We start from the raw sequence: 15,193 nt of genomic DNA, 5'->3' as shown, positions 1-15,193 counted from the left end.
CAATGATTTCTGAAATCGTTGGATTTTAGCCGTTTTTTCTCGCCAGGCGGACGCTGATGCCACCTAGTCATTCTTTATTCCTCTCGACAATGCCGGGTATGAAGTAAGGAACACCCGCCATATCCCGTGTAGGACTAGGAGTGCCCGTGAATCGGAACCCACCCAACATCTTGATGATCCTCAGCGACGATCAGGGCGCCTGGGCCATGGGATGCGCGGGCAACGAGGACATCCAGACACCCACCTTGGACGCGTTGGCTGCCGAAGGCACCAGGTTGGAGAACTTCTTTTGTGCCTCACCCGTGTGTTCCCCGGCCCGAGCGAGCCTCATGACCGGCCAACCACCCTCCCGGCATGGAGTCCACGACTATCTGCACGGCGTCGAGGCCGGCCCCAACGCCACGGACTTCCTCTCCGGCCAACCACTCTTCACCGATGAGTTGGCGGCCGCTGGCTACTACATGGGCCTGTCGGGCAAATGGCATCTTGGCGCCAATGACGAGGCCCGCCATGGCTTCGACCATTGGTACGCCTTGGAGGGTGGCGGATGCCCCTACGACCACGCCACCATATACCGCAACGGTGAGAAGGAATTGGTCACCGACTACCTGACGGACGCGATCACCAACGACTCTGTGGGGTTCATCGAGCAGGCTGCACGCCAGGATGCCCCGTTCTTCTTGGCGCTGAACTACACGGCCCCACATATGCCGTGGAAGGACCAGCACCCCGAAGAGTTCACGCGACTTTACGAGGACACGGCCTTCGCCTCCTGCCCGCAGGAACCCATGCACCCGTGGACCACCACCGTGGGCGGGGTCCCGCTGGGCGGCGAGGCCGATACCCGTGCGGCCTTGGTGGGCTACTTCGCGGCGGTCAGCGCCATGGACGCCGGCATCGGGCGCGTATTGCACCGGCTCGAGGAACTCGGACTGCGTGAGGACACGATCGTGGTCTTCTCCAGCGACAACGGCTTCAACTGTGGTCATCACGGCATCTGGGGCAAGGGTAACGGCACCTTCCCGCAGAACCTCTACGACTCCTCGGTGAAGGTTCCCGCCATCTTCTCCCACCGCGGCAGCATCCAGACCGGCCGGGTAGCGCAGGAGCTACTCTCCGCCTATGACGTCGCCGCCACCCTGCTGGAACTAGCCGGTCTCGAGGCGAGTGAATTCGAGACGGGGCCCGGTCGCTCCTTCGCCTCAGTGTTGACTGGCCAGGAAACGGAGGCGGCGGCCGTTCCCCGGCCCGTAGTGGTCTTCGACGAATACGGCCCCTCCCGCATGATCCGCAATCGCTTCTGGAAGTACAACCACCGTTACCCCCACGGCCCACACGAGCTCTACGATCTGGAGAACGACCCGGAGGAACGGGAGAACCTGGTTGATAACCCGGCCCATGCCGACCGGGTCGCCGAGATGCGCGCCGAACTGCAGGAGTGGTTCGACACCTACGGATCTGAGGACTTCGACGGCAGTTCCCTGCCAGTGGCCGGCGCCGGACAACTGCATCCGCTCACCGGGAACCCGTTGGGCGCCTTCACTGCCCCGAATTGGGACGGAACCCCGATCGGGGACGCAGCACGGAAGGAACACCATGATGCCTGAGCAACCGAACCTGCTGTTCATCATGGCGGACCAGTTCCGCGATGCGGCGCTGGGGTTCCGCGATGCCGACCCCACCTACACGCCCAATCTCGACGGCCTGGCCAGGGAATCAGCCGATGTCGCCCATGCCGTGAGCAGCTACCCGGTGTGCAGCCCGCATCGGGCGATGCTGATGACCGGCCAACACCCGCACCGCAACGGGGTGCCGGTGAACATCAACTCCAACACCGGTGCCGGGCTTCCACCAGACATCGACACCTGGTCCAGGGTTCTCCAGGAATCCGGCTACCAGACCGGGTACATCGGCAAATGGCATCTGGAGGCCGTGACCGCCGAGGACGCCATCTGGGGCGAGGGCTTCCGCGAAGGCGCCGTCTGGGACGCCTATTCCCCACCGGATCGCCGGCACGGCTTCTCCTTCTGGTATTCCTACGGCGCCGCCGACAATCATCTGCGTCCGCACTACTGGATGGGTGACGCGCCGCGCGAGGAAAAGACGATCGTCGAACAGTGGTCGGTCGAACACGAAACGGACGTCGCGGTCGATTTCCTGCGAACCGTGGACACGTCCGAGGGTCCTTTCGCCTTGGTGGTCTCGCATAATCCCCCACACCAACCCTTCGACCAGGCCCCGACCACGTTCCGGGATCGCTATACCGCCCTGGCACCCGAGGAACTGTTGACCCGGCCCAACGTCGACCTTGGGACGCCGGCCGGCCGGGAGGCCGTGGAGAAGGCCCCCGACTATTTTTCCGCCGTCTCTGCCGTAGATGAACAGATTGGCCGCCTCCTGGCGTCCTTGGAGGAAACCGGACAGCGGGAGAACACGATCGTCATCTTCACCTCCGACCACGGGATGCAACTGGGCAGCCACGGTCTGATGTACAAGAACGTTCCGTGGGAGGAGTCGATGTCTCTGCCGTTCCTCATCCGCTGGCCCGGACATATTGCCGCCGGTCGTAACGAACGGACGCTGATCGGTTCGGTGGATGTTGCCCCGACCCTGCTCGGTTTGACCGGACTGTCCGACAAGATCCCCGACGCCATGCAGGGCACCGACGTTTCCGCCGATCTGGTGGACCGGACGCCTTCCGGCTCCAACGGAGCCGGATCGGCCATCTACTACGGCCCACCAGCGCCCGACTGCGGCCCGGGAATCCGCGGTTTGCGCACCGCCGATTCCAAGCTCCTGGTCGATTGCCGTGCTGATCCCAGCCGGCCGGGCCGGTACCTGCTCACACCGCGGCTCTTCGATCTGCGGGCAGACCCCTACGAAATGCGTCATCTGGCAGCAATGGAGGACGCGCGCGGCAAAGAATACTGCGTACAGTTGCTTCATGAGCTCGAAGTCGCCGGCGACACCTGGCCGGCCTTGGAGGACCTCCGGGCGATGGTCGCGGACCTGGACCGTTGGTCACCCTGATTCCGCATCGGCCCAAGCCGCCCCGGCCAGCCTGCCCCCATCCCCTGAAGAGGACGCCATGAAACTCGAGATCGCCGTCGTCGACCTTCCCGGAGCACTGATTGCCGCCGAGGAGGGCGCCAACCGGGTCGAGCTGTGCGCGGATCTGGAGGTCGGCGGGCTCACCCCTTCCACTGCCCTGCTCGAATCGTGCCGCGGCCCGTTGGCCGGCACCACCGAGATCCATCCGATCATCCGTTGCCGTCCCGGGAACTTCGTCTACTCCGGTGAAGAGCTGGGCACCATGGCGGAACAAATCGCCTCCTGTGCCGCCCGAGGCGCCGACGGCGTCGTCTTCGGGGCGCTCACCCCCGATGGCTGGATCGACCGGGCGGGAACCCGCGCTCTTCTCGATGCGGCCCGCTGGGCCAACCCCGCCATGGAAATCACGTTCCATCGAGCCATCGACGAATGCCGCGACCCGCTGGAAGCCATCGATCTGCTGGCCGGCCTCGGCTTTACCCGGGTGTTGACCTCGGGGGCCGAGGACTCCGTGGGGGCGGGCCTGGACCTGCTCGCCCGTCTGGTCCAGCGTGCCGCCGGACGGCTTCAGGTCATGGCTGGTGGCGGGCTCGTCGTCGAGGATATCCCGGCGTTGAAGGCCGCGGGTCTGGACGCCGTACACCTCTCCGCCAGAAGGAAGCCCGCTCCGGTGCCGGCCGGCGCAGCAGCTGCAAGCCCCGGGGTTCGCACGAGCACCGGGACCATGCCGATGGTGCTGACCCCGTCGCAGGAAACCGCAACCGACCGAGAACTGGTCAAGGAAGCCCGCGCCGCTTCGCGCTAACCCATCGGCTTCAGGCCCCGAAGACTCCCTGATTGATCGCGTCGGCCGGCCATCGTTCATGGCGAATCCACGACAGATTCGCGGTGATGGCCCCGTCCGACGCCTGCAGCCCGTCGGGCGTCCAGTTCAGAACGAGGCGCCTGGCCACCGCCTCCAGATCGATGTTCCGCCGGGTGAAGCAGACCAGCCAGGACCATCGCGTCTCCGCGCCAGCGGCCGGATCCACCGTGATCACCGGTACGGCAACCCGTTCACCAAGGATCGATCCGGAGGCTTCGCGGATGCGGGGAGTGGCCGCTACCGTGTCATCTTCCGGGGCACCGACGAACTGGATGGCGGAGCGCAACCCGTCCGCACCGGCGGCCAGGGCTCCCGCGGCGGTGAGCACGGATTCCGGCTCGGTATCACCAGCCAAGGCATAGCCGCTGGCTTCGAGGGGCATGGCCACGGCACCACGGATACGCGCGGCACGCAGCTCCACGCCGTCGGGCAGCAGCGCCGTCGCATAGTCGACCTCGACATCACGTCCCGCGGCGTCCAGCCGGAATCTGCTGCTGCCACCTCCCGGACGGGCCACCCCGGCCACCGGTCCGCGGTGCACACTCGTTGAGTCGCCCAACGGCACATAGAGGTCGTTATCGCGCAGGCTGCCCTGCTGGACCGGGGCACTGGCCGTGCTGAAGGCTAGTCGTCGATACAGGGCCGAATCGTGGCGCGGGTGGCCCCCGGTGCCGAAGTTGGCGACTTTCACGATGTCGTCACGGTGGTCCCCCCGGACCAGCCACTGCGGTCCGGACAGGACCCGATTCACATCGGCCCCCTCGATCTCCAGGGCCGCCTCCGGCGCGGTCCAGGCCGGATGGTCGGCCGGGAGCAGCAACCCCAAAAACCCCTTGGCCGCCCACAACGGGGAGCCCGGGGCGTTATAGGACTGCAGGATGGAGGATCGCGGCCCCCACCATCCCAGCGGGAGCACCCCGTCGTCCCCGACGCCCCGATCCGTGAAATGCCGGGCCACCCCGGAAGCGAGCCGCCGGGTCCGCCCCGGAGGCAATGCCTCCACCCCTTGGAGCTCGCCCATCCAAAAAGGTGCGACAACGCCCCAGCGATAGATCAGCGACCGCCCCTGGATCAACGGGCTCCCTCCGGCAGCGAAGAGGTGCTGGTAGCCCCGAAGGAACATCTCCAGGCGCTCCCGGTAGAGCCGCAGGCGTTCGGCCGACGCCGTGGCCGCCGCCACGGTTCCGGAGAGCATCTCCAGGATGAAGAACGGGTAAAGCTGGAAGGTCCAGGCGTTGTAGTGGTCGAATCGGCGTCCCTCGCCGTCGGAATACCAGCCGTCCCCGGCGTACCAATCCTCGATGCGGTCCAACGCGGCCTCAATGCCGAACCGGTCGCAGGGCGCGCCGATCGAGGCCAGGAAGGCCTGGATGGTGGCCCCGAAAAGGACATGGTTGTTATCGGCAGAGGCCTGGCCGGTGGCTCCGGAGAGCCAGTGGATGATCCGGGCTTGCACCCCGTCATCGAGTCCGTCCCACAGCCAGGGGCGGGAGAAATGCAGGCCGAGGACGATCGCGGTGGCTTCCACCGTGGGTTGGCCGTGGTCGGTTAATCCCGGCCATTGTTCGGCATCGCCGCACCGGGTTCCTGCCGCCAGCGCGTCGGCGTACCACTGCACCAGGGCAGGATCTGAACCTGCCGAACCGGCGATGCGCAGCGCAGCCAGCAAGAACGACCGCGCGAAACCCTCCAACTGGTCGGTGGCATTTTGTCCCGCTGCCGGCGGAAAGACCACGCGTGCTCCCGCGGGAGAGGAATGGCGGTGGGCCCCGGCGATCAACCGGTCGGCCAACCGTTCCCACTCGACGCGGCCCCATCCGGTGAAGGTCCGGGCTTTCTCCATGTCCTGCTCTTTTTCCGTCGGTCCCACCTGCTGTCGCTACAGTGCCTGTTGCAGATCCGCTACGGTTTCTGCACGGACGGGTTCGGTCTTCCGTGAGCTGGCGGAACGGTAGGAAGCGAGGATGGTTTCCACGATGCTGCGGGCATGGTTGTTGCTCACCTGTGGTGAGGCCCCGTTGACCGTAGCTAGGAAGTCGGCCAGCTGGGCGGTGAACCCCGTCTGGATGTTATCCGCCGAGGGGACGTGGAGCGTACTGCTTTGTCCGTGGTGCCGAATGATGGTCCCGTGGTCGGGGGTGCAGGAGATCGTGCCTTCCTCACAGATCAACAGGATCTCGTCCAGCCGCTGCGGTGGATCCGAGACGATGACGATGTTGATCTCCACCCCGTTGCGCAGGTGCAAATTCAGGTAGCCGTCGGTCTCGACCTCGACACCGAAACGTTCCAGGGTCCGGGAGTCGACGGTTTCGGCCACCGAATCAGCAAGCCAGAGTGAACGGTCGATGCAATGCCCGCCGATGTTCATGAACGCACCGCCGCCGGCCATCACCGGGTCGAAGAACCATGCCGGCCGGGTGCCGGGGCGGTAGTTCGTACTGCGGAAATCACGGATCATCAGCAGCTTTCCCAGCTTCCCGGAGGCCAAGGCCTCATGGGCGGCAACCTTTTCAGGCAGGAAATGCTGGATATGCCCGACGACGAGTGTCACCCCTGCTTGTTCGCAGGCGCGCATCATGACATCGCAGTCCGCCAGGCCGATGGCCATGGGCTTTTCCACCAGCACATGCAGGCCTGCGTCCGCGGCGTCGAGCACCATTTGCAGATGCAGGGCATGCGGGGTGTTCACGATGACCGCATCCAGTTCCGCCTCAGCGTACATCTTCAGATAGTCGGTATAGACGGCTGCCCCGGTCAACACGGCGACGTCGGAGGCCGTATCGGGCCGAAGGTCACAGACGGCGACCAGTTCGACGTCGGGCAGCGTGGTGGCTGCCTGTGCATGCAACGGGGCGACGGCACCTGCCCCGATGATTCCTAGACGGATCAATTGCTTACCTCTTAATATGCGTCGTGGACCGTGGTTGATGCGTGGTCCTGATCGTGGGTCGTGACCTTGGGTCGGCACGGCCGGTCCTTAAGAGATGATTATTCAAGCCAATAAAGAATGATTCCAGACGTAATCGTCGACGATTATGATCTGCATTGCTTTCACGGGTCGACGGAATGCGGATAAAACCATGAAAGACCATGTTTTGTCACAGGACTTCTTCAAGTACCACTTGAATCCTTCTTTTTGACGCTGTGATAGTCGTCTCAACCGAACCGCAGTATCCGCGGTTCACCCTCACGAAAGGTGAATGCCATGGGCAAAACAGCCCGCTATTTTCGCCCCACGGCCCTCCTCCTCGGATCGGCTTTGGTCTTCTCGGTCACCGGTTGCGGCGGCCCCGCCTCCTCCTCGAGCGCCGAAGCACAGGCAGATGACATGACGACTTCCATCGACGGCCAGACGCTGACGTACTGGTCCATGTGGAAGGAAGGCGAAGCCCAGCAGAAGGTCATCGCCTCGGCCATCAAGGACTTCGAGAAGGACACCGGCGCCAAGGTGGACGTGCAGTGGCAAGGTCGCAGCAACACGCAGAAGCTGGTGCCGGCACTGAACACCAACAACGTCCCTGACCTGGTGGACGGGGCCTACGGCAAGTTGGCGACCTCGGTCGGCGACACCGGCCAGGCCCTCGGCCTCGGCAGCACGTACGACGCCGATGTCGACGGCAAGACAGTTTCCGAACTGATTCCGGAGAAGTACCTCAAGAACGCAGACATCTCCGACGAGAACGACCAGCCCTGGATGCTGCCCTACAACTTCAGCTCCGAAGCGTTCTGGTTCAATAAGAAGGACCACCCGGAGATCGCCGCCAACCCACCCAAGACGTGGGACGATTTCATGGCCACCTTGAAGAAGCTCGAGAAGGGCAAGGCCGCGCCGCTGGCAGCGGACGGCGACATCGGCGGTTACAACTCGGCATGGATCATCAACCTGGTCCTGCGACACGGCGGGCCCGGCTCCTTCAAGAAGCTGGCCGCCGACACGTCCGGGGAGGCCTGGTCCTCCCCCGAGGTCCTGGATTCGGCGAAGAAGGTCGAGGAAATCGCCAAGAGCGGTTACCTGATCAGCGGTTACGACGCCAGCAAGTTCCCCGCCCAGCAGCAGAAATGGGCCACCGGCAAGGCAGACCTGCTGTTGAACGGTTCGTGGATCCCGGCCGAAACCTCCCCCTACGCCTCGAAGGGCTTCGACTACGCCTCTTTCCAGTTCCCCTCTGTTGACGGCAACCCGACCAGCGTCCGCGCCGACTTCGTTGGATTCTCGATCCCACGCAAGGCCGAGCACGCAGCCGCTGCCGAACAGCTCGCAGTGACCCTGCTGGACAAGAAATACCAGGACCAGTTCGGCGCCAAGGCCAAGGTCTTGCCGATCCGCACCGACGCCACCATCGCCCCGGAAATGCAGGACATCAAGGATGCGGTCGATGAGACCGAGAGCATCAACCTCGCCTTCGACGGCGTGGTCTTCCCCGGCTACCAGGAGAAGATCCTCTGGCCCAATACCGACCAGCTCTTCCTGGGCAAGATCACCGCTGAAGAGTACGTCAAGAAGATGCAGCAGGATCAGAAGCAGTACTGGAAGGACAATGGCTAATGACCTTGACCCCAGTCCAAGAGGTCGGCACTGAACCGGCCAAGCAGCCCCGAGGCGCACCACGGGGGCGCAAGAAGAAGCAGGAATCCGGCAGTTCCATCGACCGGCAGCGGCGTAAGCTCCTGATCCCGTTCGTCGGGCCAGCGTTCCTGTTCTACACCATCCTGTTCATCGTCCCGTCCATCGGCGCCTTCTGGATCAGCCTGCATAAGTGGTCCGGTTCGGGGCCCATGAAGTTCGTGGGTCTGAAGAACTACTCCCAGGTCTTCCGCGACGACCTGTTCCTCACGTCGTTCGGCAACACCCTGCTCCTGCTCTTCGTCGTCGGCATCGCGATCTTCGTGATCGCCTTCGGGCTGAGCCTGGTGCTGCGGGACATGATGGGCAAGAAGATCGCCCGCTCGGTGATCTTCTTCCCCCACCTGATCAACGCGTTGGTCTTTGGCGTTCTGGCCGGGTTCATCTTCAATCCGGGCGGGCTGGTCAACAAGCTGCTCGAGCCACTGGGGGTCACCGACCCGCCCAAATGGCTCGCCGCGGACAACCTCTTCCCGCTGATCATGGTGACCATGGTGGCCACCACCACCGGCTACTTCACCACCATCTTGATGGCCGGAGTGGACCGCATCCCCCCGTATTTCTATGAGGACTGCGCTCTCGCCGGGGCGACCCCGTTCCAGCGGCTGCGCTACGTGATCCTGCCGCTGACCTGGGATGTCTTCGGGACGTGTGCGGTGTTGTGGACGATTTCATCGATCAAGATCTTCGAGATCATCTGGGTGTTCGGCGGCAGCAGTGGCGCCGGACTCCCTCCGACCCAAACCTGGACGACGGCGGTCTACACCTACGTCACCGCGTTCTCGGGCCAGTCCACGCCGGCCTACGGTGCGGCGACCGCCTCGGCGATCATCTCGCTGGCCCTGATCTCCGTCCTCGTCATCATCCTGCGTCGTGCCATGCGCCGTGACGCCGTCGAATTCTAGGAGGAAGCATGTCTGAAAACCTGGACGTCGCCGTCGTCACTCCCATCCGCAGGAAACGCAATCGTGCCGCAAGCCCCGCCATGGCGGGGGAACGCACCTTCCTGCGCGGTCTGGGGATCACGGTCCTCTGGATCGCCGTCGCCGTCATGATCCTCATGCTGGTGTGGATGGTCGCCCAGTCCTTCCGTGGCACCAGGGAAATCCTGAGCGACCCGTGGGGCATCCCGGCCTCGATGGACTTCACCAACTACGTGAATGCCTGGACCGTGGGCAATTTCGCCCAGGCCACGTGGAACAGCTTCATGACCACCGTGGTCTCCTCCGTGGTGGCCGTGGTGGTGGCGGCACCCGCTGCCTACTATCTGGGCCGCGTCGAGAACAAGCTGACCAATGCGTTGAGCCTGTACTTCATCCTGGGTCTGGGCATTCCCGCCCAGGTGATCCTCATTCCGCTATTCGTCATGCTCAACAAGGTGTACCTGACCGATAGCCTGCTCGGGCTGAACCTGGTGTATATCGGCATCTCGATGCCGTTCACCGTATTCCTGCTCACGGCCTTCTTCAGGTCGCTGCCGATCGAGATGGAGGAAGCTGCGGCCCTGGACGGTTCCAATGCGTTTGGAACGTTCTTCCGCATCACCCTCCCACTGGCCAAGGGTGGCATTTTGACCGCCTTCGTCCTGCAGGTGATCGCGCACTGGAATGAAACCCTGCTGTCGCTGACGCTGATGCAGTCCACCGAGAACTACACCCTCCCGGTGGCGCTCATTTCCTTCATCCAGCAGCAGACCTACTCGGGTGCCGACTGGGGCGGGTTGTTCGCCGGGCTGGTGATCGTCGTCATTCCCATGCTGGTGGTCTACCTCTGGCTGGGGCGCCGCCTGACCGAGGGGTTGACCCTGGGCATGGGCAAGTAGTGAACGTCCCCACTGGCGGCCGGCCGAATATCGTGATCATCATGGCCGACCAGTGGGCCGCCCACGCGCTGGGTTGTGCCGGCTCCGAAATCGTCCAGACTCCTTGTTTGGACGCACTTTCCGGGGCCGGCCTTCGCTTTAACCGCGCATACACCACCTTTCCGCTCTGCGTTCCGGCCCGCAGTTCGCTGGTCGCCGGGCGGTACCCCCACGAACTGGGCATCTCCGGCAATGCCGGCGTCTCCGGGAAGACCCCGGGCCGCTCCCCCGAAAGCCTGGGGCATTGGTTCACTTCCGCAGGCTATGACTGCGCGTACGCCGGCAAATGGCATGCCCCGGGGGCCAGTGCCGTCGAGGCCGATGGGTTCGACGTGGTCCACCCCTTCGGTGATCTGGGGCTTCCCGAGGCCGCCGACGCCTGGTTGGGGACCCGGCAGCAGCAGGAGAAGCCGTTCTTGCTCTTCGCCTCCTTCGATAACCCCCACACCATTTGCGAATACGCCCGCGGACAGCATCTGCCCTATGGTGATGTCCCCCCGCCGGCTTCCGTCCGCGATGCTCCTCCCCTGCCGGCGAACTTCGCGACACCGCCAGCTAGTCCCCAGGCGTTGACGTACGAACGCACTCAGGCCGAGCCGTCCTACGGGACCTCCGAGTTCACCGCCGATGATTGGCGCCTGTATCGACACACCTATGCCCGACTCATCGAGTGGGCGGATGGACAGATCGGTTCGATCTTGGACTCGCTGGAGGCGCACGGACTGGCCGATGACACCGTAGTGCTCTTCACCAGCGACCACGGAGACGGTGACGCCTCCCACGGCTGGAACCAGAAGACCTCCCTGCAGGAAGAGACCGTCAGGATCCCGCTGCTCATGCGTGGCCCCGGTATCGGCGCTTCACAGGTCTCCGAGCAGCTCGTTTCCCTCGGGGTGGATCTGATCCCCACCCTGTGCGGGGTGGCCGGCATTAATGCACCGCCGGGGGCCACCGGGCACGATGTCCTGGCGCAGCCGCGCACCAGCGACGACGGAGTCGCGATCGAAACGGCTTTCGGGACCGGCGACAAAGGCTCCACCTTGGGCCGGGCCTTCATCGGGGAACGGTATAAGTATTCGGTCTATAGTTGGGGAAAATACCGCGAACAGCTCGTGGATCTGATCGCGGATCCGGGCGAAATGCGCAATCTGGCCGCCGAATCGGCCTTCGACGAGGTATTGGAGGACTTCCGCGCCCGGCTGCTCGCCTGGTGCCTGGAGACCGGCGACGCGGCCTTCCTGAAGAAGCTCGTGCTGCCCACCGGGGTGGACCCTGCAGTGCGTGCGGGGATCTACGCGATCCCCTACTGATCCGGGAACGGCGAAGGCCCGGGTTCCTTCCCTGCTGGGAGGAACCCGGGCCTTCTGCACACCCTAGGCGTCGATGAAGCGTTCGACGGCGGTCTCCGGACGAAGCCGATCGGCGGGATCGATGTCCCCGGCAAAGGCCAGCCACTGGTAGAAACGGTCCCCCCGCCTGATCAGCTCCTGGTACAGGCGCAGGCGCAGGTCCTTGAGCACCGGGCGGTAGACCGGGACGTCCACGACGTTGTTCAGCTCGTCGGGGTCGGCCTCCAGATCGTAGAGCTCATCGATCCCCTCCGGATTCGCGATGTATTTATACCGGTAGTCCCGGATCATCCGCTGGGCGTAGGGGAAGTGGTGGCCGTGGAACTCGCAGACGATTTCGGTCCTCCACTCCTGTCCCAGGGGTGCGGTGCAGGCCGGCATCAGCGATTCGCCGCGGATGCCTTCTGCGTTGCCGCCGGCAATGTCGATGAACGACGCCGTGAAATCCTGCAACGAGACGAACTTCTCCTCGCGCCGTCCTTCTTGCCCGGGCTCCGCCACGATCGCGGGGATCCGGTAGATGTCCTCATACATGGCCGGGCCCTTGTCATTCAGGCGATGGGCCCCGGTGAACTCTCCGTGGTCGGCGGTGAACATGGTGACGGTGTCATCGGCCAGCCCCAGCTCGTCCACCACGGCCAGGATGCGGCCGATCTCGTGGTCGATCATGGCGACATAGCCCCAGTACACGGCGGTGAGCTTCTTCCACTCCTCGGTGCTGAAGGACTCCGTGGACCAGTATTCGGCGTAGGTCTGCTGGACCTGAGGTTTGCCGTGGAAGGTTTCGGCGAAGGAACCGGGCAATTCGATATCGCTCGGGTCCACCAAGTCGTACCACTGGCGTGGGATCAGGTACGGAAGGTGAGGACCGAAAATATGGCAGGACAGGAAGAACGGCGTCCCGTCGTCGTTCCCTTCGGCGCCGGTCCCCGCAGCGAATTCCCGCAGCTTGGCGATGGTCTGGTCGGCCAGCCAGGCCTCGAAGGTCGCTTCGGTCGGCTGCTCGGTGATCCCGGCAATCAGGTGTCCCTGCGAACCGTCGGAGGCCGTGGTGTAGACAGGTTCCACGATCTTGAAGGCCGGATGCCCGTGGTCCTCGAGCCACTGAACGTAGTCCGGGTCGTCGAAGGTGTTCAGTGCCCCGGCCAGGTGCTTGCCCTCGAAACCGTAGTATTCCGGTCCGCGATGGCGGCCCACATGCCATTTGCCGACGTGTCCGAGCCGGTAGCCCTGGCGGTGTAGTTCATCGGCGAACGTGGGAGTTCCGTCGGGCAATTCCTCGCGGGCACCGGAATTCCACTCGTAGTTCGCCAACAGTCCGTGCTCGAACGGATGCTTCCCCGTCAGCAACGAGGACCGTGCCGGAGTGCAGATGGCCGTCGGAGTGTAGGCCCGCTCGAACACGGTGCCGCGTTCGGCCATCGCATCCAGATGCGGGGTGTGTTCCGAACTGTTCCCGTAGCAGCCCAGCGTGTCGATGCGCTGCTGATCCGTCATCAGGAACAGGATGTTGCGCTTCTTCTGTGTCGGTTCCAACTCTATTGACCTATGCCTTCTTCGTTTCGACGTACAAGTCGCCGGTGTAGAACGTCTTCGGATCGGCGATCTTGTCGATCTTGTCGTCGGCGAGGAACTGCTCCTCCAAGCCCTTGAGCCATTTGCCGATGGTTCCGTCCTTGGTTTTCTCCTCCAGCTCGGCACTGGTGAAGGTGATCGCGACGTCGACCTGCGGCTTGAGCGTTTCCTCCCCGACCTTCAGGAACTTCGCCGAAGCCGAGAGGCTCTTTTCCGTGTTCTCCTGCCGGAAGTCGTTGGAGGCCTTGACCACGGAAATGAACTTTTGCGCGAGCTCCTTGTCCTTCTCCGCCCGGCCCGCTGCCGCAACGAAGGAGCTGGGGAAGGTCAGGTCGTCCAGGTAGTCCTTATTGGCCGCCAGTTCGACGACGTCCGGGACGCGCTCCTTGATGTTGTCGATCAACGGGTACCACAGGGCCGCTCCGTCGATTTGTCCCGAGGCGAAGGCCGAAACAGCCGTCGAGGGATCCATGGTGACGATGTCGAAGTCCTCGCGCTTCAGGCCCTCCTTCTTGAGGACCAGGTTCAGCAGCTGATCCCCCGACGTCCCCTCGGGGACACCGACCTTCTTGCCCTTCAGGTCCTCCATCGAGGAGATCCCCGGCTGGGCGATGACCCGGTCGGCGTTGGACACGGTGTTCAGCGCCCAGATCTCTGCCTTGCCCGATGCCGGAAGCCACAGGGCTCCCGACCCGATGTACGCGACATCCACATTATTGGTTCCCAGCGCCTGGATCGCCAACGGTCCATTGGTGAAGGGCACGAAGTCGGGCTTCAGCCCGGCCTGGTCCCAATACCCTTCTTCGTTGGCCAGGGCGAGCAGGGCGGCGCCGTTATAGTCGGCGATGTAGCCCACCTTGATGGGCATCTTTTCCGCCCCGCCGGACGAGCCGCTGGATTCGGAGCCGGCACAGGCCGTCAGCGCGGCGATGGTGGCGAGGCCGAGACCACCGGCGAGAAAATCCCGGCGTTTGGTGTTGTTCAGGTTCATGATGCCCTCCAGAGGTGTGCTGAGTGGATGTCGGTGGTGCGGAACGAAAACGAGGCTGGTGCCTTATCCGCTGTTTTCGGTATCGGAGTCCGGCTGGTTGTAGACCGCGTCCCAGACCTGTGAGCGGAGCTCGGAGAATTCGGGGGTCATGCGCAGGTCGTTGTCCCGCGGGTAGGGAAGGCCGACGTCAACCACCTTGTAGATCCTGCCGGGCCGGGCCGCCATGACGATGACCTTCGAGGCCAGATATACGGCTTCGTCGACGTCGTGGGTCACGAACAGGACGGTGCGCCGTTCCCGCCCCCACGTCTCGAGGAGTTGTTCCTGCATATGCACGCGGGTGAGGGCGTCCAGAGCTCCGAAGGGTTCGTCCATGAGCAGGATCTCCGGGTTGACCGCATAGGCGCGGGCAATGGCGCACCGTTGCTTCATCCCGCCGGACAGCTCCTTGGGAAGTGCCTCGGCGAACGCCGTGAGCCCCACCAGTTCCAGATAGTGGTCGACGGTGTGGCGTCGCTGCTTCGCGGGGACTTTCTGTAGTTCCAAACCGAACTCGACGTTCTTGCGTACGGTCAGCCAGGGAAACAGTGCGTATTGCTGGAAGATCACCCCGGTGCGGGGGCTCGGACCGGTGACCTCCTCTTCGTCGACGAGGACCCGTCCGCTGGTGGGTTCCAACAGTCCGGCTGCTGCGTTGAGGATGGTGGACTTCCCGCATCCCGAGGGGCCGACGACGGTGACGAACTCCCCGTCGGCGACGTCCAGTGACACGTCTTCTACGGCGGTGAAGATCTCTCCGCCGAGCATGAATTCCTGGTGGATGTTTTCGAACTGGATCATCGGCTTGGTGGTCGCACGAGGCATGATCGTCTTCTCT

The 15,193-nt window shown here is 63.9% G+C and carries 12 protein-coding genes; 7 read left to right on the top strand and 5 right to left on the bottom strand.

The window, feature by feature from the left end; genetic code table 11:
• The first annotated feature begins 146 nt into the window (after positions 1-146).
• The 3 genes from FM101_RS01355 to FM101_RS01345 are packed head-to-tail and all read left to right on the top strand — an operon-like array spanning position 147 to position 3,856.
• Positions 147-1,607 carry a sulfatase-like hydrolase/transferase gene (locus tag FM101_RS01355; protein WP_086994351.1) on the top strand — a complete coding sequence of 487 codons (1,461 nt, stop codon included), beginning with the start codon at positions 147-149 and terminating at the stop codon, positions 1,605-1,607.
• Positions 1,600-3,030, top strand: coding sequence for a sulfatase family protein (locus FM101_RS01350; protein ID WP_158225985.1), 1,431 nt, complete (start codon positions 1,600-1,602; stop codon positions 3,028-3,030). Before FM101_RS01355 ends, FM101_RS01350 begins: the two co-directional genes overlap by 8 nt.
• A gap of 58 nt (positions 3,031-3,088) precedes the next feature.
• Positions 3,089-3,856, top strand: coding sequence for a copper homeostasis protein CutC (locus tag FM101_RS01345; protein WP_086994345.1), 768 nt, complete (start codon positions 3,089-3,091; stop codon positions 3,854-3,856).
• Positions 3,857-3,866: 10 nt separating this feature from the next.
• Here FM101_RS01345 and FM101_RS01340 read toward each other — a convergent pair whose 3' ends face one another.
• Both FM101_RS01340 and FM101_RS01335 read right to left on the bottom strand, forming a co-directional pair.
• Positions 3,867-5,759 carry a DUF2264 domain-containing protein gene (locus FM101_RS01340; protein ID WP_086994342.1) on the bottom strand — a complete coding sequence of 631 codons (1,893 nt, stop codon included), beginning with the start codon at positions 5,757-5,759 and terminating at the stop codon, positions 3,867-3,869.
• Between the two features lie 36 nt (positions 5,760-5,795).
• Complete coding sequence (locus tag FM101_RS01335; protein ID WP_086994339.1) at positions 5,796-6,806, bottom strand: Gfo/Idh/MocA family protein; 1,011 nt, start codon at positions 6,804-6,806, stop codon at positions 5,796-5,798.
• Between the two features lie 315 nt (positions 6,807-7,121).
• Here FM101_RS01335 and FM101_RS01330 point away from each other — a divergent pair, with 315 nt between their 5' ends.
• From FM101_RS01330 to FM101_RS01315, 4 genes are read left to right on the top strand one after another with little or no spacing between them, the layout of a single operon-like run.
• Positions 7,122-8,462 (top strand): ABC transporter substrate-binding protein, encoded by a 1,341-nt coding sequence (locus tag FM101_RS01330; RefSeq protein WP_086994336.1) that lies wholly within the window; start codon positions 7,122-7,124, stop codon positions 8,460-8,462.
• Positions 8,462-9,445 carry a carbohydrate ABC transporter permease gene (locus tag FM101_RS01325; protein WP_086994333.1) on the top strand — a complete coding sequence of 328 codons (984 nt, stop codon included), beginning with the start codon at positions 8,462-8,464 and terminating at the stop codon, positions 9,443-9,445. The genes FM101_RS01330 and FM101_RS01325 overlap by 1 nt, the downstream gene beginning before the upstream one ends.
• A gap of 8 nt (positions 9,446-9,453) precedes the next feature.
• Positions 9,454-10,362, top strand: a complete 909-nt coding sequence (locus FM101_RS01320) for a carbohydrate ABC transporter permease (RefSeq protein ID WP_086994330.1) — start codon at positions 9,454-9,456, stop codon at positions 10,360-10,362.
• On the top strand, positions 10,362-11,711 hold the full coding sequence (locus tag FM101_RS01315) for a sulfatase family protein (protein WP_086994327.1): 1,350 nt from the start codon (positions 10,362-10,364) through the stop codon (positions 11,709-11,711). Before FM101_RS01320 ends, FM101_RS01315 begins: the two co-directional genes overlap by 1 nt.
• Positions 11,712-11,774: 63 nt before the next feature.
• Here the strand turns inward: FM101_RS01315 and FM101_RS01310 are convergent, their stop codons facing one another.
• The 3 genes from FM101_RS01310 to FM101_RS01300 all read right to left on the bottom strand — a co-directional run bounded on the left by FM101_RS01310 (position 11,775) and on the right by FM101_RS01300 (position 15,180).
• Positions 11,775-13,286 carry a sulfatase-like hydrolase/transferase gene (locus FM101_RS01310; RefSeq protein ID WP_241895507.1) on the bottom strand — a complete coding sequence of 504 codons (1,512 nt, stop codon included), beginning with the start codon at positions 13,284-13,286 and terminating at the stop codon, positions 11,775-11,777.
• Between the two features lie 10 nt (positions 13,287-13,296).
• Positions 13,297-14,316 (bottom strand): aliphatic sulfonate ABC transporter substrate-binding protein, encoded by a 1,020-nt coding sequence (locus tag FM101_RS01305; RefSeq protein WP_086994324.1) that lies wholly within the window; start codon positions 14,314-14,316, stop codon positions 13,297-13,299.
• A 63-nt stretch (positions 14,317-14,379) separates the two neighbouring features.
• Positions 14,380-15,180, bottom strand: coding sequence for an ABC transporter ATP-binding protein (locus FM101_RS01300; RefSeq protein WP_086994322.1), 801 nt, complete (start codon positions 15,178-15,180; stop codon positions 14,380-14,382).
• Between the last annotated feature and the right edge of the window lie 13 nt (positions 15,181-15,193).

Source organism: Arthrobacter rhombi (assembly GCF_900163545.1).
GTDB lineage: Bacteria > Actinomycetota > Actinomycetes > Actinomycetales > Micrococcaceae > Arthrobacter_H > Arthrobacter_H rhombi_A.
Note: the sequence above shows the minus strand (reverse complement) of the source record. Positions and strands in the feature narration are given on the sequence as shown.

Excerpts from the sequence above, each read along its gene's own strand:
- FM101_RS01350 (WP_158225985.1), top strand. The coding sequence starts at position 1,600 with ATGCCTGAGCAACCGAACCTGCTGTTCATCATGGCGGACCAGTTCCGC.
- FM101_RS01345 (WP_086994345.1), top strand. The coding sequence starts at position 3,089 with ATGAAACTCGAGATCGCCGTCGTCGACCTTCCCGGAGCACTGATTGCC.
- FM101_RS01340 (WP_086994342.1), bottom strand. The coding sequence starts at position 5,759 with ATGGAGAAAGCCCGGACCTTCACCGGATGGGGCCGCGTCGAGTGGGAA.
- FM101_RS01330 (WP_086994336.1), top strand. The coding sequence starts at position 7,122 with ATGGGCAAAACAGCCCGCTATTTTCGCCCCACGGCCCTCCTCCTCGGA.
- FM101_RS01325 (WP_086994333.1), top strand. The coding sequence starts at position 8,462 with ATGACCTTGACCCCAGTCCAAGAGGTCGGCACTGAACCGGCCAAGCAG.
- FM101_RS01320 (WP_086994330.1), top strand. The coding sequence starts at position 9,454 with ATGTCTGAAAACCTGGACGTCGCCGTCGTCACTCCCATCCGCAGGAAA.
- FM101_RS01305 (WP_086994324.1), bottom strand. The coding sequence starts at position 14,316 with ATGAACCTGAACAACACCAAACGCCGGGATTTTCTCGCCGGTGGTCTC.
- FM101_RS01300 (WP_086994322.1), bottom strand. The coding sequence starts at position 15,180 with ATGCCTCGTGCGACCACCAAGCCGATGATCCAGTTCGAAAACATCCAC.